General features: G+C 52.1%; 16 protein-coding genes. 2 read left to right on the top strand and 14 right to left on the bottom strand.

The genetic code is table 11. The features are described 5' to 3' along the window. Nucleotides 1–6 precede the first annotated feature (6 nt). The 4 genes from ACJJI0_RS21165 to mtnP are packed head-to-tail and all read right to left on the bottom strand — an operon-like array spanning nt 7 to nt 4,062. Nucleotides 7–1,482, bottom strand: a complete 1,476-nt coding sequence (locus tag ACJJI0_RS21165) for a dihydrolipoyl dehydrogenase family protein (RefSeq protein ID WP_444884083.1) — start codon at nt 1,480–1,482, stop codon at nt 7–9. A 7-nt stretch (nt 1,483–1,489) separates the two neighbouring features. After that, nucleotides 1,490–2,173, bottom strand: a complete 684-nt coding sequence (locus tag ACJJI0_RS21160) for a TVP38/TMEM64 family protein (RefSeq protein WP_444884082.1) — start codon at nt 2,171–2,173, stop codon at nt 1,490–1,492. Between the two features lie 36 nt (nt 2,174–2,209). After that, nucleotides 2,210–3,157, bottom strand: a complete 948-nt coding sequence (gene arsS / locus ACJJI0_RS21155) for an arsenosugar biosynthesis radical SAM (seleno)protein ArsS (RefSeq protein ID WP_444884081.1) — start codon at nt 3,155–3,157, stop codon at nt 2,210–2,212. A gap of 5 nt (nt 3,158–3,162) precedes the next feature. Beyond that, nucleotides 3,163–4,062, bottom strand: coding sequence for an S-methyl-5'-thioadenosine phosphorylase (gene mtnP, locus ACJJI0_RS21150; RefSeq protein ID WP_444884080.1), 900 nt, complete (start codon nt 4,060–4,062; stop codon nt 3,163–3,165). Between the two features lie 256 nt (nt 4,063–4,318). Between mtnP and ACJJI0_RS21145 the strand changes: the two genes are divergently transcribed. Both ACJJI0_RS21145 and ACJJI0_RS21140 read left to right on the top strand, forming a co-directional pair. Continuing rightward, nucleotides 4,319–4,882, top strand: coding sequence for a DUF2239 family protein (locus ACJJI0_RS21145; protein ID WP_444884079.1), 564 nt, complete (start codon nt 4,319–4,321; stop codon nt 4,880–4,882). A 12-nt stretch (nt 4,883–4,894) separates the two neighbouring features. After that, a complete protein-coding gene (locus tag ACJJI0_RS21140) occupies nt 4,895–6,268 on the top strand; it encodes an MATE family efflux transporter (protein WP_444884078.1) in 1,374 nt (457 codons plus the stop codon). Nucleotides 6,269–6,443: 175 nt separating this feature from the next. Here the strand turns inward: ACJJI0_RS21140 and ACJJI0_RS21135 are convergent, their stop codons facing one another. The 10 genes from ACJJI0_RS21135 to sdhC form a co-directional block, all read right to left on the bottom strand. Further along, entirely contained in the window at nt 6,444–7,163 is a 720-nt protein-coding gene (locus ACJJI0_RS21135) for a M12 family metallopeptidase (RefSeq protein WP_444884077.1), read from the bottom strand. A gap of 466 nt (nt 7,164–7,629) precedes the next feature. Continuing rightward, entirely contained in the window at nt 7,630–8,502 is an 873-nt protein-coding gene (gene sucD / locus ACJJI0_RS21130) for a succinate--CoA ligase subunit alpha (RefSeq protein WP_020412684.1), read from the bottom strand. A 2-nt stretch (nt 8,503–8,504) separates the two neighbouring features. Further along, on the bottom strand, nt 8,505–9,671 hold the full coding sequence (sucC, locus tag ACJJI0_RS21125) for an ADP-forming succinate--CoA ligase subunit beta (protein WP_252082922.1): 1,167 nt from the start codon (nt 9,669–9,671) through the stop codon (nt 8,505–8,507). Between the two features lie 162 nt (nt 9,672–9,833). Next, entirely contained in the window at nt 9,834–11,276 is a 1,443-nt protein-coding gene (lpdA, locus tag ACJJI0_RS21120) for a dihydrolipoyl dehydrogenase (protein ID WP_252082924.1), read from the bottom strand. A 64-nt stretch (nt 11,277–11,340) separates the two neighbouring features. Beyond that, the gene (gene odhB / locus ACJJI0_RS21115; RefSeq protein ID WP_444884076.1) at nt 11,341–12,534 is read right to left on the bottom strand and encodes a 2-oxoglutarate dehydrogenase complex dihydrolipoyllysine-residue succinyltransferase; all 1,194 of its coding nucleotides are present in this window, start codon (nt 12,532–12,534) and stop codon (nt 11,341–11,343) included. Between the two features lie 46 nt (nt 12,535–12,580). Continuing rightward, nucleotides 12,581–15,409 carry a 2-oxoglutarate dehydrogenase E1 component gene (locus ACJJI0_RS21110; RefSeq protein ID WP_252082927.1) on the bottom strand — a complete coding sequence of 943 codons (2,829 nt, stop codon included), beginning with the start codon at nt 15,407–15,409 and terminating at the stop codon, nt 12,581–12,583. Between the two features lie 207 nt (nt 15,410–15,616). Beyond that, complete coding sequence (locus ACJJI0_RS21105) at nt 15,617–16,321, bottom strand: succinate dehydrogenase iron-sulfur subunit (RefSeq protein WP_252082928.1); 705 nt, start codon at nt 16,319–16,321, stop codon at nt 15,617–15,619. 19 nt (nt 16,322–16,340) lie between these two features. Continuing rightward, nucleotides 16,341–18,113 (bottom strand): succinate dehydrogenase flavoprotein subunit, encoded by a 1,773-nt coding sequence (gene sdhA / locus ACJJI0_RS21100; protein ID WP_252082930.1) that lies wholly within the window; start codon nt 18,111–18,113, stop codon nt 16,341–16,343. 3 nt (nt 18,114–18,116) lie between these two features. Further along, complete coding sequence (gene sdhD, locus ACJJI0_RS21095; protein ID WP_252082931.1) at nt 18,117–18,485, bottom strand: succinate dehydrogenase, hydrophobic membrane anchor protein; 369 nt, start codon at nt 18,483–18,485, stop codon at nt 18,117–18,119. Continuing rightward, entirely contained in the window at nt 18,479–18,853 is a 375-nt protein-coding gene (gene sdhC / locus ACJJI0_RS21090; protein WP_252082932.1) for a succinate dehydrogenase, cytochrome b556 subunit, read from the bottom strand. Before sdhC ends, sdhD begins: the two co-directional genes overlap by 7 nt. Between the last annotated feature and the right edge of the window lie 330 nt (nt 18,854–19,183).

The raw sequence follows: 19,183 nt of genomic DNA, 5'->3' as shown, positions 1-19,183 counted from the left end.
TAGGCCTTACCCCAGTCTCCACTGGTGAAATTTTTCCAACCAGCGCAGCAAGCGTTTGGGTGCATTGGCCCGCTTCCAGTTTCCTGCAACAAATTTATTGCCTTCGGTCATTGTCGGATAGATATGAATGGTGGATAGGATTTTATTCAGCCCCAGCCCCTGCTTCATAGCAAACACAAACTCGGCGATAAGCTCTGCCGCATTTTCACCAACAATTGAAACGCCTAATATTTTATCTTTACCTGGTACTGTTATTACTTTAATAAAACCCTGTGCCGCCCCATCTACAATAGCCCGATCCAGATCATCAAGATTATAACGAGTTACCTCATAAGCAATATCATTTCGCTTGGCCTCGAGCTCACTGAACCCAACACTGGCCACCTCAGGATCGATAAAAACTGCCCGAGGTACCAGCGAGTAATCTACGGCAAATTTCTTGATATCACCAAAAAGGCCATTTACTGCAGCATACCAGGCTTGGTGCGAAGCCATATGGGTAAACTGATAGGGACCGGCAAGATCCCCAGCCGCGAGAATATGGGGGTGGCGAGTGCGCAGGAAAGTATCGGTTGATAGTTTACCATCCTGCAATAAATCCAATTTTTCCAGCCCGAAACCCTTGGTGCGAGCGCGCCTGCCAAGTGCCAGGATAACCTCATCAAATGTCACCTGTGTTTCACCCTCGGCATTACGTAAATGTAATGTGCTCTCCTGGCGATCTTTATTGCCACTAAAAGAAACTGCCTCATGCCCAGTGAGAAGACATACCCCTTCAGATTTCAATGCCTTGGCAACAGCCTCCGATACTTCGTGGTCTTCCTGGGGGAGTAGACGTTCATCCCGCTCAATCAAGGTCACCCGAGACCCCAAACGGGTAAATGCCTGGGCCAGCTCACAACCAATGGCACCGCCACCCAGTAATACCAATCTATGCGGAACCTTATCCAGTTCAGCAAACCTATCCCAGAGTGTTTCACTCGTCAGATAATTAACCGTATCGAGGCCGGGGAATGGCGGCACTATAGGCTCGGCGCCAGTAGCCAGGATAATGGCACGCCCACGCAAAGATCTTTCACCGCCACTTTTCAAAGTGATATCAACTGTCCAGGGATCAACCAATCGTGCATAGCCTTTTATCACTTCCACACCGAGTTCTGAATAACGCTCCACGCTGTCATGAGGCTCTATCTGCTGGATAGATTCACGCACATGCCGCATCACCCCAGGAAAATTAATCTCCGGTTCCGGCAGGCGCACACCGAAATTACCCGCAGTACGTGCGGAGTGCGCTACACGAGCACACTTGATCAATGCCTTACTGGGCACACAGCCGGTATTCAGGCAATCCCCCCCCATGTCCCCAGACTCAATTAATGTCACCTTAGCTTTTACTGCCGCAGAAATATAAGCACTGACCAACCCCGCAGCACCTGCTCCGATAACAATAATATTGCGGTCAAATTTTTTAGGTTTTTTCATTGGAGTCTCACTTGGCCTCGCGGCGACGTTTAAGCCAGTTGAGGAAGTATTTTGCCAACAGAGGGAAAATACCCAGCAGCACAAAGGACAAAAGCAATTGAGGGGAAGCGATATCTTTAAGGCTTTCTATTCGGGCGAGTTGCGTTCCCGCATTCACGTAGACAATTGTGGCCGCAAGCATGCCTAACTGGCTCACCCAATAAAATGTCCAGACTCGCAGGTGGGTTAACCCCATCAAGATATTAATCAGAAAAAACGGGAAAATAGGTACAAGGCGCAGGGCAAAAAGATAAAATGCGCCTTCCCGCTCAATACCTTTATTCACAACTTGGAGGCGTACCGCAAACCTTTCCTGAATATAATCGCGAAATAAGTAGCGGGCCATAAGAAAAGCCTGAGTGGCACCGATACTGGAAGCAAAAGACACAATAATAGTGCCCCACAACAAACCAAAAATCGCACCAGCGGCTAGGGTGAGAATAGCCGCGCCAGGCAAGGACAAGCCGGTCACCAAAATATAAAAAACTAAAAACAGGAAACTCACTAAAAATGGTGAGGCAGCTTTCCATTGCTGGAACTGCTCCCCGCCTTCCTGCAACTTGTCTAGACTCAACCAGTGATGTAAATCAAGTGCATAAAAAGCAATCACCAATACCGCGATAACCACCAACAGCAGTATTTTTTTACTCATAATATTCCTGCCCTATGGCTATAAAACCCTTTCCTCTTACAGTGCTCCACCACAGCTACTCCCCTGCCCCGCAGTACAGCCATAGCAGTGGTCTGCCACTGCAATCGCGCTCCCCTGCAGATCCTCATTGAGTAAATCATGCAGGTGCGGCCTGCCTGGCACAGGAATATCTAGCTGCTGATTAAAATCGCAATCGAATAGATTCCCCTGCCAGTCAACACTCACCAGGCTGCGACACATAACGCCATCGAGATTTTCAGCGCTATAGCTGTCACGTAATAAAGTCATATAATCTTTAAACTGCCCCTTGGAAATCAACATGGAACCAAAGCGCTTGATGGGCATATTGGCGAGTGCAAACAATTGATTGAACTCAATATTAAATTGCCTTCTCAATTCTCTGCGATAGTCTGCCTCCAGGACACTCTGCTCTGGGGGTAAGAAGGGGCCTTGAGGGTTGTATACCAAATTTAACTGCAAACCACTTTCTGGCTTGCCATAACCCAGTTCATTGAGCTTTTGCAGACCGGCAATACTCTTGTCAAAGACCCCTTTGCCGCGCTGTTTATCGACGTTATCCATGGAATAACAAGGAAGAGAAGCGACCACTTCCACATGATTTCGGGCGAGAAACTCCGCAGTATCTTCCTGGCCTGGCTCGAACAAAACTGTGAGATTACACCGATCAATAACCTGCACTCCCAATGCCCGTGCAGCACTGACCAAACCGCGAAACCCCCAATGTAATTCCGGTGCGCCACCAGTGATATCCAGTCTCCGAATACGGCGCTTCTCAATGACCTCCAACAGCAGTGCCAGGTTTGCATCCGACATCATTTCCGTGCGATTGGGACCTGCGTTTACATGGCAGTGCACACAAGACTGATTACAGCGATAACCAATGTTGAGCTGCAGGGTTTCGATAGTACTGCGGCGTATTGCCGGGAAATCGGATATTTCAAGTAATGGCAGTGTTTCATACATATGTCTCAGTGCTCCACTTCTTCCAACACTGATTGTGTCGGTTCAAGCAGTGGTTTTATTACAGCAAGCTGGCCCTGCGACATTGTTTCCACAGGTGTGACCAATCCACTGGTCAATGCCGTATGGGCAATGGAGTCAGGTTTCTCTATACCCAATAATCGAATGGCCTCTGCTGCTATCAACTGGGCACGCGTAGCATTTTGCTGCAGATTGGCGATTGCCACTTCTGCGGTAACCGCTTGCTCGCGAGGGTGCCAACAGTCGTAATCGGTGGCCATTGCGAGTGTGGCGTAGGCAATCTGCGCCTCTCGCGCCAATTTCGCCTCTGGCATATTGGTCATACCAATGACCGACGCCCCCATGCTGCGATACCAGTGGGATTCCGCTCGCGTTGAGAACTGTGGCCCCTCAATGCACAAGTAACTACCACCCCGATGTAACTGCACCGGCTGCTCGGCCTGGGTGGAAGAAAAGGCCCGCGCCAGACAATCTGCCACTGCGGAACATACGGGGTCTGCCATAGAGACATGGGCTACAGCGCCGCCACCAAAAAAAGTGCTCTCACGCTTGCGCGTCATGTCGATAAACTGATCGGGAATCAACATATCCAGTGGCCTGACCTTCTCCTGCAGAGAGCCAACCGCCGAGAGAGAGAGCAGATAGCGCACACCCAACTGGCGCAACCCATGGATATTTGCCCTGTAGGGCACCTCAGAGGGAATCAGCCTGTGACCACGTCCATGGCGGGAGAGAAAAGCAACCGGGATACCCTGCAGCTTGCCACAAAGAATGGGATCCGATGTCGGGCCAAATGGGGTCTCCACTTGAACCTCTTGCACATCTGTCAGCCCCGGCATTTCATAGAGACCACTCCCCCCAATCACACCAACCAGTGCTCTAGCCATGTTCACTCCTAAGTAGTTAGTTTTTCCGCAGTATAGAATTGAGCAATGACCCTGTATATCGGCAGATAGGGTGCAAAATACTCCCTAAGAACGCACCTAGAGCCAGAAATACTCACGGTAATCCCACCGATAGTAGTCCTTCAGCACATACCAGTAGATTTTGCGAGAGACCTTTGCTGTACATAGACAAATTGATCGCCTATATTTACCCGGGTAATATTATTTTGCCCGGATAAATTAATAGGAGACTTTTGTTGTGCCAGAGTACATAGCCATTGAGCGACAACAACTGATTGCACGGGGCACACTGGAGTCGATCGTTCGCCAGGTAAAATCCCGTGAAACACCACTTGAACCCATGGTTTTTTCAACCGATAACTGCCAAAGAATCGAGATCGATTGGCAAGGCGATATTGAGACGGTACTAACCAAATTGAAGCCCAGCACAACACCTACCAGTGCAAAGCGAGGGCGCCCAAAGTTGGGAGTCATTTCCAAGGAAGTCACATTGTTACCCCGTCACTGGGAGTGGCTGAGACAGCAACCAGGCGGAGCCTCCGTAACCCTGCGCAAGCTGGTGGAGCAGGCCCAGAAAGATATTTCACTCGAAGAGCGTATCACCACAAGCCAGCATCAACTCGATAGATTTATGCTGCAGGTTGTTGGTGACGCCCCAGGCTTCGAAGATGCCAGCCGATCCCTCTATCGAAATAGCAAAGTAAGCTTTGAAAAAGCCATCCGAGCCTGGCCAGAAGAAATCAAACACTTTGTTTTGGCCAAATTTAATGATATTGCAGAGATACATAGTGGAAATAAGTAATAGGGATCGTATATGAGCGAACAACAAGACAACATTTTCCTCAAGGGTGCACTTTTACCGGTTTTCTTCAAAACAGCGGCACCGATCATTTTTATAATGTTGGTAAACGGCTCTTTTACCCTGCTGGATGCTTATTTCCTCGGGGAGTATGTAGGCCCTGACGCACTGGCAGCTGTCACCCTGACATTTCCAATGTTTATGTTGCTAGTGGCACTATCCTCCTTAATATCGGCTGGCTACTCCAGCGTTCAGGCCAGACTCTTGGGCGCGGGAAAAACAGATAAGGCAAAACAGGCTTTCTCTCAGGCAATCACCTTGGCACTGTTAGTTTGTGGCCTTCTTATGGTGCTGTTTACTCTTGGGGGTAAACAATTGACGATGTTAGTAGCCAATGGCTCCCAGCCGTTGGCGGATATGGGCTACACCTATTTAACAATTCTTGTTTTCCTATCTCCCGCCCTATTTATTGGTTCCGTAAACTCCGACACATTACGCTGTGAGGGGAAACTATCGTTGATGGCGATAGTTTCTTTAAGCTCCATACTTCTTAATATCGTTTTTAACTATATTTTTATTGCCCATTTTCAAATGGGAGTAGCGGGCTCCGCTTATGGAACAGCATTGGCTCAATCAATCGCCCTGATGATAGTGGCCGGCTATCGTCATTACGGAAAAACAGTCATTGATACACAGGTCATCCGCCTCTCCTATGAGAAACAATATTGGAGAGAGTTTCTGTCCTTGGGCTTACCGGCTAGTTTGAGCTATATCGGCGTTTCCCTCACCTCTATGGCAGTTATATTCAGCCTACAGGCATGGGGAGCGGAAAACTATGACGCTACCGTTAGCGCCTACGGTATTACCACTCGGATTATGACTTTTATTTTTCTACCCCTACTCGGCTTAAGCCAGGCTTTTCAAACGGTGGCTGGAAATAATGCTGGCGCAAAGATCTGGTCGCGAATGGATAGTAGTATCAATATCGCCCTGACTGCGGCATTCGGCTACTGCCTGCTGCTTCAACTAGCTGTCATTATTTTTAAAGACACTTTAGGTGGGCTATTTGTTAACGATCCTCTGATCATTGAAGAAGTAGCGCGTATCCTGCCAATGATGACTCTGGTTTATTTCTTGGCTGGCCCCCTCATGATGGTTAATACCTTCTTCCAGGCGATTGGTGACGCCAAACGAGCAGCCATTCTCGGACTGGCAAAAACTTATATATTTTTACTGCCTTTGATAGTGCTACTACCTCTGGCCGTTGGTGAAGTTGGAATCTGGTATGCAGGGCCCATTGCTGAGTTATTACTACTTAGCCTGACGGCTTTTATTCTTTACCAACGCAGTCGCACACACGGTCACAAATACGGTTTGTATAGCACCTAGCAGTACCGAATACTTCAGCGGCACAGATAGAAAATGCAATTTATCTTTTAGTAAATTTTGCGCTTAAGCCTAAAGAGCTAGAAATTTAGAGGGTACGTTTAGAGAAGAAAATAAAAAGTAAAAAAGGGAGATGCTGACTCCCTTTTTTAAGTCACCTTCGCAGCAACGAACTGATCTACACCATTGGCATCGCAAAAGATCTTGGTAAGGTCAGACGCCTGCCATCATACAAATAGGAAAGCATATTCAAATCACCCGCGCTGGGATTCCAACTTGAATTATTTACCTGGTTGGGGGTAATTTTACAACCGCCTGTCCTGGTATTTTCCCTGACCCCCAGCGCTTGGGCTTGAGCATCGTACATCATGATAGACTGGCCATCGAATGACGAGCCATGAGTCATAAAGCGTGCCATTGTCTGGGTGCGGGTTTGCACTTGTAAAGAGTCCAGTGTGCTCTGCACTGCCATGGGAGCATCTGAACGCATATGCTCGTGGGCCAATCCCAGGGTATGACCAATTTCATGTGGAAGCGAGGCAATCGCAGCCCGATTCCCTCTCCAATTAACACCGCAATACTGATTTGTTGTATTGGTATAACCTACGGTGGCACTACTATCATTATCCCGGATAGTAATCACACCCTGCCCCGCCGCTCCCACCTGCAAAAATTTAATCGCCGCAAACTGAAACGCCCGATAAATACACAACTCCCAGCGGGACATGGCTTTCTTAACCGCCGTTACATAGCCAGCATCAAGATTATTCGGTACGTAATATTTAACGATCCCATTAGGCCAGACTCCGCCAACATCCTCATTTCTATCCAAAGAAAAACCACTAAAGACCAGCTTATATGAAATATTTCGAATATTTTTATCTATTGATAGTCCCATGCTGTGAACCTCCACAATTATTTGGTCATTATTTTGAGGGTTAATAAATCCTTTATCTAACTTACAACCGGACTCTTAAAAGCCAACCTCCGCATTTAATCCCAACAAGGAATTTATACCCCAACAAATTCACAACACCTAGAAAAAATTAAATAACCCCTAAAACACTCCAAGAAAAAATAAAAAATAAGATACTTTCTCAAACAACAATAAATATCATTCAATATTTAATTGCATAAAAAAACAAAAATATGAAAAAACCACAAGGCAGAAGAAAAATATCGGCAAAATGCACAGAAATAGTGAGTAGCGTGAAAATTAAAATGGCTGCGCAGCGAAATTAATCTGGCAACAAAAGAAGCCAAGGGAAAGATTGGCACGGAATTAGGATGACGGTTGAGTTTAATAAACAAAAAAAGGCCACCCAAAGGGTGGCCTTTTTTTGTGCTAGCCAGCTAGTAATTACTTACCAGCCAGTAACTTCCTTCAGAGCGTCGCCGATCTGAGCCAGGGAGCGCACGGTTTTAACACCAGCGTCTTCCAGAGCAGCGAACTTCTCGTCAGCGGTGCCTTTACCACCAGAGATGATCGCGCCCGCGTGCCCCATACGCTTGCCGGGAGGAGCAGTTACACCAGCGATGTAGGAAACTACAGGCTTAGTAACATTTTCCTTGATGTAAGCAGCGGCTTCTTCTTCAGCAGTACCACCGATCTCACCGATCATAACAATCGCTTCGGTCTGCGGATCGTTCTGGAACATCTCCAGGATATCGATGAAGTTGGAGCCCGGGATGGGGTCGCCACCGATGCCCACACAGGTGGACTGGCCGAAGCCGTAATCGGTAGTTTGCTTAACCGCTTCATAGGTCAGGGTACCGGAACGGGAAACGATGCCCACTTTACCCGGCTTGTGGATGTGACCCGGCATAATACCGATCTTGCACTCACCCGGAGTGATAACACCCGGGCAGTTCGGGCCGATCAGACGCACGCCCAGCTCGTCGCATTTCACTTTAGCGTCGAGCATATCCAGAGTCGGGATACCTTCGGTGATACAAACAATCAGCTTGATACCAGCGTTGGCCGCTTCCAGGATGGAATCCTTACAGAAAGGCGCAGGTACGTAGATTACGGAAGCTTCAGCGCCGGTCTTCTCTACCGCTTCTTTAACGGTATCGAATACTGGCAGGCCCAGGTGAGTCTGGCCGCCTTTACCCGGAGTTACACCACCAACCATCTTGGTGCCGTAAGCAATCGCTTGCTCGGAGTGGAAAGTACCCTGGGAGCCGGTGAAGCCCTGGCAGATTACTTTAGTGTCTTTGTTAATCAATACTGACATGATTATTTACCCTCCGCAGCTTTAACCACTTGCTGAGCCGCATCGGTCAGACTGGTCGCTGCGATAATGTTCAGGCCACTGTCGCTCAGAACCTTGGCGCCCAGGTCTGCGTTGTTACCTTCCAGGCGTACAACAACCGGTACTTTAACGCCAACTTCTTTTACTGCGCCCACAACGCCTTCGGCGATCATGTCACAGCGAACGATACCACCGAAGATATTGATCAGTACGGCTTTTACGTTCTCGTCAGACAGGATGATCTTGAACGCTTCAACAACGCGCTCTTTGGTCGCGCCGCCGCCAACATCTAGGAAGTTAGCTGGCTTGCCGCCGTGCAGGTTGACGATGTCCATGGTACCCATGGCCAGACCAGCACCGTTTACCATGCAGCCGATGTTGCCATCGAGGGCTACGTAGTTCAGATCGAACTTGGCAGCGTGCGCTTCACGGGAATCTTCCTGGGAAGGATCGTGCATTTCGCGCAGGTCCGCGTGGCGGTACAGCGCGTTGCTGTCGATTACCACTTTGGCGTCCAGGCAGTGCAGGTTGCCTTCGGTAGTAATTACCAGCGGGTTGATCTCGAGCAGGGCCAGATCTTTTTCTTCGAACATTTTCGCCAGGCCGAGGAAGATCTTGGTGAACTGCTTCACCTGAGTCGGGTTCAGGCCCAGTTTGAAAGCCAGCTCGCGCGCTTGGTAAGGCTGAGCGCCGACCAGCGGGTCGATGGTGGCTTTCAGGATTTTTTCCGGAGTCTCTTCCGCTACTTTCTCGATCTCAACGCCGCCTTCGGTGGAAGCCATGAAAACGATACGACGGGTGGAGCGGTCAACAACGGCGCCAAGATACAGTTCTTGGTCAATGTCGGTGCAGCTTTCAACCAGGATACGGGAAACAGGCTGGCCATTTTCGTCTGTTTGATAAGTTACCAGGCGCTCGCCCAGCCACTTCTTGGCAAACTCTTCAATTTCTGCCTTGGAATCTACCAGCTTTACTCCGCCAGCCTTACCGCGGCCACCAGCGTGTACCTGGGCCTTTACTACCCACTTATCACCGCCAATTTCGTCAGCCGCTGCTACTGCCGCTGCCGGGGTTTCCGCTGCAATGCCTTTGGAAACCGGCAATCCGTATGCCGCAAACAGTTGTTTGCCCTGATACTCATGCAAGTTCATAGTCAATACCAATTCACATGTGAAATGTGTTTATTAATTGCAGATCTCTCTGCACCTGAAAGACAAAACTCAAAATTTCCGTCGTTGCAAATTTTGAATTCCGCAAATGAAACCGGGGCGCTAATTAATCAATAATTAGTGCCCCGACATCGAAAAAACTTCTTACTTGCGCTTCTTGCGATTTACGGTGTGAATCGCATGACCGTTCACGCCCAGTGCCGCTTCTTTCACGGTCTCAGACAGAGTCGGGTGTGCGAATACGGTCATACCGATATCTTCGGCGCTGGAGCCGAACTCCATCGCGATCGCCACTTGCTGAACCAGATCGGCAGCAGACGGGCCAACGATGTGGGCACCCAGTACACGGTCAGTTTCCGCGTGAGCGATGATTTTCACAAAGCCCTGGGTATCGTTGGCAGCCATAGCGCGACCGTTGATGGCAAACGGGAAGCTACCTACGTTGTAGGGCTCGCCATCGGCCTTCACCTGCTCTTCGGTGCGACCAACCGCAGCGATTTCCGGGTGAGTGTAAATAACGTTGGGGATCACGTCGTAGTTCATCATTGGCTTCTGGCCGGCGATGCGCTCAGCGACTACAACACCTTCTTCAGAAGCCTTGTGCGCCAGCATCGGACCGCGTACCACGTCACCGATCGCCCATACGCCCGGTGCAGAAGTCATGCACAGGTCGTTAACGTAGATAAATCCACGCTCGTCCATCTTCACGCCGGCATCTTCAGACAACAGGCCTTCAGTGTAAGGACGACGGCCAACGCAGACGATCAGCTTGTCGAAAGTTTCCTGGTGCTCTTTACCATCTTTGTCCTGGTAAGTAACAACCACTTCCTCGCCCTTCACTTCAGAGCCGGTTACGCGGCAAGCGAGGCGGATATCCAGGCCCTGCTTCTTGAAGATCTTCTGGGATTCTTTGGCAACCTGTTGGTCCATGATCGCCAGGAACTTATCCATCGCTTCCAGAACAACCACTTCAGAGCCCAGGCGGTTCCATACTGAACCGAGCTCCAAGCCGATAACGCCGGCACCGATAACGCCCAAACGTTTGGGCGTTTCAGAGAACTCCAGAGCACCGGTGGAATCGACAATAATTTTGTTGTCTACCGGAGCAGGTGGAATATTTACCGGTACAGAACCGGAAGCCAGAATGACATTTTCGGCTTCGTAGACAGTGCTGTTGCCTTCGTCGTCAGTGACTTCCACTTTCTTGTTGGCCAGCAGTTTACCGGTACCGAAAATGGAGGTCACTTTATTGGCGGTGAACAGGCCAGCTACGCCGCCGGTCAGCTTCTTAACGATCTCGCCCTTGCGCTCGATCATCTTGCTCACATCCATCTTGACCTTGCCGACTTCAATGCCGTGCACGTCGAGAGCGTCTTTGGCCTCGTGGTACTTCCAGGAGCTGTCTAGCAGTGCCTTGGAGGGAATACAACCTACGTTCAGGCAGGTACCGCCGTTAACGTATTTACCTTCCTTGTTTTTCCACTTTTCAATACAAGCAGTCTTCAGGCCCAGCTGAGCGGCACGGATGGCAGCGACATAACCACCAGGACCAGAGCCGATTACGATTACGTCAAATTTTTCCGACATGATCAGTTCCAGATATTTCTAATGCAGTGTGATCGAGGGGCCCGCAGGCCCCAGAACTTATTTTTTAAACTTCGAGCAAGATACGCGCTGGATCTTCGATCATTTCCTTGATCGCTACCAGGAAGCCAACCGCTTCTTTACCGTCGATCAGACGGTGGTCATAGGACAGCGCCAGGTACATCATCGGCAGGATTTCCACCTTGCCATTTACCGCCATCGGGCGCTCCTGGATTTTGTGCATACCCAGAATTGCGGTTTGCGGCGGGTTCAGGATCGGAGTGGACAGCAGGGAGCCGAATACACCACCGTTGGTAATGGTGAAGGTACCGCCGGTCATCTCTTCGATAGACAATTTACCATCGCGGGCGCGAACACCCAGATCGCGGATATTGTTTTCCATATCCGCCAGGCCCATGTTTTCCGCATTGCGCAGAATCGGTACAACCAGGCCTTTCGGAGAGGAAACCGCTACACCGATATCCTGGTAACCGTGGTAAACGATATCGTTACCATCGATAGACGCGTTCACCGCGGTGTAGCGCTTCAACGCTTCTACCGCAGCTTTCACGAAGAAACCCATAAAGCCCAGGCGAGTGCCGTTGTGGGTTTTTTCGAACAGGTCTTTGTAGTTCTTGCGCAAGTCCATGACCGGCTTCATGTTCACCTCGTTAAAGGTGGTGAGCATGGCGGTGGACTGGGAGGCATCCAGCAGGCGTTCAGCAATACGCTTGCGCATGCGGGTCATAGGAACACGCTTCTCCACGCGCTCGCCCGGAGCAACAGCCACTTCAGCAGCAGCGGCGGGAGCAGCAGCGGCAGGCGCAGTGCCAGCTTTCATTACGTCTTCTTTGAGAACACGGCCACCCTTGCCAGTGCCTTCAACACCCGCCAGATCGACACCCTTCTCAGCAGCCATTTTCTTAGCGGATGGCATGGCAATTTTGTCGCCAGCAGCGGGGGCAGCCGCTTCGGCAGCCGGAGCTTCTGCTTTTTCTGCCGCCGGGGCAGCGGCCGCGCCAGCGCCCGCTTCAAACTTGGCAATCACTTCATTGGAGAGGACGGTATCGCCCTCACCCTTGATGATTTCAGTCAGGGCACCATCGGCAGGTGCAACAACTTCCAGCACAACTTTATCGGTCTCGATGTCCACGATCAGTTCATCGCGGGACACAGCTTCACCGGGTTGTTTATGCCAGGTGGCGACAGTTCCGTCCTGAACAGATTCAGGGAAAGTTGGCGCTTTAATCTCGATCGTCATTTTTTCTGTTTCCTGAGATTGACTCTTCACTTATTACTGCCGCCGGTTACTTGACGGTCAGCGCCTCGTTGATGAACTTATTCTGTTCTTCAAGGTGCGTGGACATATAGCCTGCCGCAGGTGCTGCGGATGGGGCGCGGCCCACGTATTCCAGATCCAGCTTCGGATGGGTTTCCGACAGTAGACGACGCAAGTGGTGCTGGCTGGAGTACCAGGCGCCCTGGTTCATGGGCTCTTCCTGACACCAGGCAACACTCTTGATCTTCTTGAATGCGGATACCGCTTCCACAAACTCTTCGTCTGGGAATGGGTACAGCTGTTCGATTCGTACGAACGCAACATCTTCCTGCTCACGCTCCATACGGGCTTCCAGCAGGTGGTAGTAAACCTTGCCGGAGCACAGCACCAAGCGTTTCACTTTTTCTGGGTCTACGCCCTGGTCCTGGATCACGTTATGGAAGCGGCCTTCGGCCAGCTCTTCCAGGCTGGAGGTGGCCAGCTTGTGACGCAAAATCCATTTCGGGCTCATAATCACCAGCGGACGACGCATCGGGCGCACCGCCTGACGACGCAGCAGGTGGAAGATCTGTGCCGGAGTAGTGGCATTACACACCTGGATATTGTGCTCGGCACACAGCTGCATAAAGCGCTCTAGACGTGCAGAGGAATGCTCCGGACCCTGGCCTTCGTATCCGTGCGGCAGCAGCATTACCAGGCCGCACATACGGCCCCACTTGTGCTCACCGGAAGTGATGAACTGGTCGATTACTACCTGGGCACCGTTGGCGAAATCACCAAACTGAGCCTCCCAAACCACCAGGGATTTTGGTGTAGTGGTGGCGTAGCCGTATTCAAACGCCAACACCGCCTCTTCAGACAGCAGCGAGTCGTAGATGTAGAAAGGCGGCTGGTCTTCGAACATATGCTGCAAAGGCACATAGCTCTGGCCATCTTTCTGGCTGTGAATCACCGCGTGACGGTGGGAGAAAGTTCCGCGACCCACATCCTCACCGGTAAAGCGGACCATAAAGCCCTCTTCCAGCAAAGTGCCATAAGCCAGTGTTTCCGCCATGCCCCAATTCAAGGGCAGTGCGCCACCGGCCATCTTGCGGCGGTCATCGTAAATCTTGGAGACCTGGCGCTGCATCACAATGCCATCGGGCACAGCGGTCATACGGTTGGCCACATCCTGCAACTTCGGCAGCGCATAGCCAGTATCTGCAGCTACTTGCCAGTCGTGGCCCAGGTAGGGGCTCCAATCTACAAACATGGAGGAGTCCGGCTGCTTCACCAAGCCGGTGGCCACGTCCTCACCCGCATCGAGTTTATCGCGGTAGTCGTTGGCCAGTTTATCCGCAGCAGCCTTATCGAGAATGCCCTCACCTACCAGCTTCTCGGAGTAGAGGGTACGGGTAGTTTTATGCTTGCGGATAGTCTGGTACATCAGCGGCTGGGTACCAGAGGGATCATCAGTCTCGTTATGACCGCGACGACGGTAACAAACCAAATCGATAACGATGTCTTTCTTAAATTCGTAGCGGTAGTCCACCGCCAATAGCGCGGCCAATACGACCATTTCCGGGTCGTCGCCGTTTACGTGCAGCACCGGCGCATCGATCATCTTGGCCGGATCGGTAGAGTACTCAGTGGAGCGAGCGTCTTCGCGCTTGCTGGTGGTAAAGCCCACCTGGTTGTTCAGTACGATGTGCACAGTACCACCGGTGTAGTAACCGCGTGTCTGAGACATCTGCAGGGTTTCCTGCACCACACCCTGACCGGCAAAAGCCGCGTCGCCGTGGATGTTAATCGGCATTACTTTCTCACCAGTCCCGTCTTTACGACGGTCCTGGCGAGCGCGTACAGAACCAACCACCACAGGCGCACTGATTTCCAGGTGTGACGGGTTAAAGGCCAGCGCCAGGTGTACTTCACCACCGGGAGTCATTACGTTGGAGGAGAAGCCCTGGTGGTACTTCACGTCGCCAGAGGTATCCAGAGTTTTCTTGCCCTCGAACTCTTCGAACAGGTCCGATGGGTTTTTACCGAGGATATTCACCAGGGTATTCAGACGGCCACGGTGGGCCATACCAATCACGATTTCCTTCACCCCGTAGGTACCGGAGCGGCGGATCAGTGCGTCCATCATCGGGATCAGACTCTCGCCACCCTCGACACCAAAGCGCTTGGTACCCGGGTATTTGGAATCCAGATGGCGCTCCAGGCCCTCTGCTGCTGACAGGCGCTGCAGGATTTCAATCTGGATATCGGTGCCGAAATTGGCCTTGGACTGGCTGCGCTCCAGGCGCTGCTGAAACCACTGCTGCTCTTCCAAATTGGAGAGATGCATGATCTCTGCACCCAGATTGCCACAGTAGGTGCGCTCCAGCCCCTCTACGATTTCACGCAGGGTCGCCTCTTCTTTGCCTAGGAACAGGCTACCGGTATTGAAGGTAGTATCGAAATCACCCTCAGTCAGGCCGTGGTAGCTCAACTGTAAATCGGGCACCTGCTCGCGGGCCATCAGGCCGAGCGGGTCCAGGGTCGCTTTCTTATGGCCGCGATGGCGATAGGAATCGATCAGCTGCAGAACTTTAATCTGCTTACGCTCGTGTTCGATATTGACGGAGCCGGAACCGGGCGCCGCTACTGGGCGCGCGCGGTGTTTGCTGAGCAGCTCGAAGTGCTGGCGCACTGCGGCGTGAGAGACATCGCTGCTACCCTCAACGCGGGGGAGGCTGTCGAAGTAATTGCGCCACTCCTCCGGTACACCGTTGGGGTCGTGCAGATAGGTCTCGTAAAGCTCCTCCACATAGGCAGCATTGCCCCCGGAGATATGGGAGCTACGCCACAGCTGCTCCATGGTACTTTCGTGCATTTTGATGCCTACCTCGATTGCAGTGGGCTCTCATCGCTACAGCCACTGCGCTTTCCTTCACTCACAAAAGGGGAGGCGCACAAAGCCACCTCCCCTTTTTAATTTAATACCGACCGGAGCCGGCTTTTGTATTAGATAAGCGCCCTACCTGGCACCGGGCCCACCCAAGGTGAGCCCTGAAGACTGCTTTGCAGCCTTCATTAATCCCTATACAGCACGCGTCAGCAGCATATTGCGAATATGGCCAATGGCGCGAGTCGGATTCAAACCCTTAGGACATACGTTGACACAGTTCTGAATACCGTGACAACGGAACACACTGAAGGGGTCGTCCAGGTTGGATAGACGCTCGTCAGTGGCCAGGTCGCGGCTATCCGCCAGGAAGCGGTAAGCCTGTAGCAGGCCGGCCGGACCGATAAACTTGTCCGGGTTCCACCAGAAGGACGGACAGGCGGTGGAGCAGCAGGCACACAGGATACACTCGTACAGACCGTCGAGCTTTTCGCGATCCTCTGGGGACTGCAGGCGCTCAATCGCCGGTGCCGGAGTGTCATTCTGCAGATACGGCTCAATCTTTTTGTACTGCTCGTAGAACTGTTCCATATCCACAACCAGGTCGCGAATCACAGGCAGGCCCGGCAGCGGACGCAGAATCAGTTTACCCTTGGGGGCAGCTTCAGACAGTGGCGTAGTGCACGCCAGGCCATTGCGGCCGGAAATATTCATACCGTCGGAACCACACACACCTTCGCGGCAGGAGCGGCGGAAGGACAGGGTCGGATCCTGAGCCTTGAGCAACTCCAACACGTCCAACACCATCAGGTCCTTGCCCTGGGTGTCGAGCTGGTAGTCCTGCATGTAAGGCGCTTTATCAGTTTCCGGGTTGTAACGGTAAATGCTTACTTTCAACATACTCTATTCCGCTCCCGAATCAGTAGGTCCGAGCTTTCGGTTCAAAGGCTTCCATGGTGGTCGGTGCGAAGTTTACCGCACGCTTGCCCACACGCTTCTCAGTTGGGAAGTACATGGAATGACACAGCCAGTTTTCATCATCGCGCTCCTGGAAGTCTTCGCGGGCATGGGCACCGCGGCTCTCAGTGCGGGTCTCAGCGGCAATCGCGGTGGCCTCGGCAACTTCCAGCAGGTTCTGCAGCTCCAGGGCTTCGACACGGGCAGTGTTAAAGGCACGGCTTCTGTCGTCCAGGCGTACATTCTCAATACGCTCACGCAGGTCAGCCAGCTTCTTCACACCTTCCGCCATGTAGTCGCCGCGGCGGAATACGCCGAAGTGATTCTGCATTACACCTTGCAATTCTTTGCGCAGGTCCGCAGCTTTCTCACCGGTTTCGTTGGTTTCCAGACGGTTCAGACGCGCCATCGCCGCTTCCAGATCGGACTCGGAAGCTTCGCGGTGCTCGATACCTTCACGCAGCGCCTTCTCGATAAACAGGCCGGATGCACGGCCGAATACCACCAGGTCCAGCAGCGAGTTACCACCCAGGCGGTTAGCGCCGTGTACAGATACACAGGCAACCTCACCACAGGCGTAGAAGCCATCGATGATCTGGTCGTTGCCCGCAGCGTCCTGGGTCAAGGCCTGGCCGTGAACGTTGGTCGGAATACCGCCCATCATGTAGTGACAGGTGGGAACAACCGGAATCGGCGCCTTAACTGGGTCGACATGGGCAAAGGTCTTGGACAACTCACAGATACCGGGCAGACGGCTGTTGAGCAAGTCTTCGCCCAAGTGATCAAGCTTCAGGAACACGTGATCGCCCTCGGGGCCACAGCCGCGACCATCGAGAATCTCAAGTACCATGGAGCGGGCTACAACATCGCGAGAAGCGAGGTCCTTAGCGTTGGGCGCGTAACGCTCCATAAAACGCTCGCCGTCTTTGTTGATCAGGTAGCCACCCTCACCACGACAACCTTCGGTCACGAGTACACCGGCACCGTAAATACCAGTCGGGTGGAACTGCCACATCTCGATGTCCTGTACAGGCATACCTGCGCGCAGGGCCATACCGACACCGTCGCCGGTGTTGATGTGTGCGTTAGTGGTGGAGGCGAAGATACGGCCGGCACCACCGGTAGCGAATACGGTCGCCTTGGACTTAATAAACACCACTTCGCCATCTTCTATGCACATGGCGATCACACCCACCACGGCACCGTCCTGGTTCTTCACCAGGTCAATCGCAAACCACTCGTTCAGAAACTCGGTTTGGTGCTTAACATTATTCTGGTACAGCGTGTGCAGGAGTGCGTGGCCAGTACGGTCGGCGGCAGCACAGGTACGGGCTGCCTGGCCACCGCGGCCGAAATCTTTGGACTGACCGCCGAATGGGCGCTGATAAATACGGCCTTCCTCAGTTCGGGAGAAAGGCAGGCCCATGTGCTCCAGCTCAAATACCGCTTCGGGGCCTACAGAACACATGTATTCAATCGCTTCCTGGTCTCCGATATAGTCGGAGCCTTTAACGGTGTCATACATGTGCCAGCGCCAATCATCATTGGGGTCAGAGCTGGCAATCGCACAGGTAATACCACCCTGGGCGGATACCGTGTGAGAACGGGTTGGGAATACCTTGGTAATTACCGCAGTTTTATAGCCGGACTGGGCCATCTGCAGAGCCGCGCGCATACCAGCACCGCCGCCACCAATCACAATCCCGTCAAAAGAAATAGTTCGCATGTTCGCCATTGCTTATACACCCCAAAGAATTTCAATGCCCCACACCGTGTAAAGCACGGCAACCGCAGCCAGAATCACTTCTACGAATAGGCGCAGAACAGTGGCCTTACCGCCCATCACCCGGTTGGTGATGTAGTCGGTAACCACAGACCAGAGGCCGATCCAGGCGTGAATCACGGTGGACAGCAAGGCAACCAAGCTGAATACACGCATCCAGCGCTGGGCGAACAATTCAGACCAGGCCTGGTAGCCGAAGTCTTTGGTGAAAAAGATAAAGCCCACTATAAAGAGGACGTAAGCGAGCAGTATTACTGCGGTAACGCGCTGGTAGAGCCAGTCGAATGTGCCGCTACGGCCGAAGCTAGTTACTGTTCTTACCACAACCATACTCCCACTAAAAGAATAAGGATTACACTCACCACCAGCACGGCAATTGCACTGCGGCGACCACCTTCGAGGCTCTCACCCATACCCATATCCATAAACAGGTGGCGAACACCGGCCAGCAAATGGTAAATAAGAGCTGCCAGGGAGGCCCACAGGATGAGCTTGGCTGGAATACTGTTAAATGCTGCCGCCATATCGGCGAAGCCCTGTTCGGATTCCAGGCTGGCATCGAGCATGCAGAGCAGCAACGCCACAACGGCGAAGAGCACCACACCGGATACACGGTGCAAAATGGAAACCAAAGCGGCAGCGGGAAGCTTTATAGTGGAAATGTCTAAATTGACAGGTCTGTTTTTGTTCACAGGAAAAACACCTTGTTGCCCTGAACGACCGGGCGCCCGTTAGCTTTTCAAATTGGGAGGGACGAGCTGCTTGCTGATCACTTTGCACTCGACCTGATGAAGCCTTGTACAAAGTAGCCGTACCATGGCGCAAGCCGCGCGGATTATAGGCATTCGATAGTCAAAACACAACGAACGCCTAGGAATACGCCACCTCAGCGCACCTCGCAGGCACAGGAATTAGCCCAACGGGATTTCCGCAGATTTTTGCGCCCACGACCAGGCAAAAGCTCTACCAGCCCACGCTGTCGCCGAATATCCTGTTGCCGGCCGACTGGCCGTCCACCCCTT

Source organism: Microbulbifer mixtoriginis (SeqCode), from assembly GCF_052466695.1.
This window is presented reverse-complemented; position numbering and strand designations above follow the sequence as displayed.

Bases quoted from the DNA above. Each gene is read 5' to 3' on its own strand.
- ACJJI0_RS21165 (WP_444884083.1), bottom strand. From the start codon at position 1,482: ATGAAAAAACCTAAAAAATTTGACCGCAATATTATTGTTATCGGAGCA.
- ACJJI0_RS21160 (WP_444884082.1), bottom strand. From the start codon at position 2,173: ATGAGTAAAAAAATACTGCTGTTGGTGGTTATCGCGGTATTGGTGATT.
- arsS (WP_444884081.1), bottom strand. From the start codon at position 3,157: ATGTATGAAACACTGCCATTACTTGAAATATCCGATTTCCCGGCAATA.
- mtnP (WP_444884080.1), bottom strand. From the start codon at position 4,062: ATGGCTAGAGCACTGGTTGGTGTGATTGGGGGGAGTGGTCTCTATGAA.
- ACJJI0_RS21140 (WP_444884078.1), top strand. From the start codon at position 4,895: ATGAGCGAACAACAAGACAACATTTTCCTCAAGGGTGCACTTTTACCG.
- ACJJI0_RS21135 (WP_444884077.1), bottom strand. From the start codon at position 7,163: ATGGGACTATCAATAGATAAAAATATTCGAAATATTTCATATAAGCTG.
- sucD (WP_020412684.1), bottom strand. From the start codon at position 8,502: ATGTCAGTATTGATTAACAAAGACACTAAAGTAATCTGCCAGGGCTTC.
- sucC (WP_252082922.1), bottom strand. From the start codon at position 9,671: ATGAACTTGCATGAGTATCAGGGCAAACAACTGTTTGCGGCATACGGA.
- lpdA (WP_252082924.1), bottom strand. From the start codon at position 11,276: ATGTCGGAAAAATTTGACGTAATCGTAATCGGCTCTGGTCCTGGTGGT.
- odhB (WP_444884076.1), bottom strand. From the start codon at position 12,534: ATGACGATCGAGATTAAAGCGCCAACTTTCCCTGAATCTGTTCAGGAC.
- ACJJI0_RS21110 (WP_252082927.1), bottom strand. From the start codon at position 15,409: ATGCACGAAAGTACCATGGAGCAGCTGTGGCGTAGCTCCCATATCTCC.
- ACJJI0_RS21105 (WP_252082928.1), bottom strand. From the start codon at position 16,321: ATGTTGAAAGTAAGCATTTACCGTTACAACCCGGAAACTGATAAAGCG.
- sdhA (WP_252082930.1), bottom strand. From the start codon at position 18,113: ATGGCGAACATGCGAACTATTTCTTTTGACGGGATTGTGATTGGTGGC.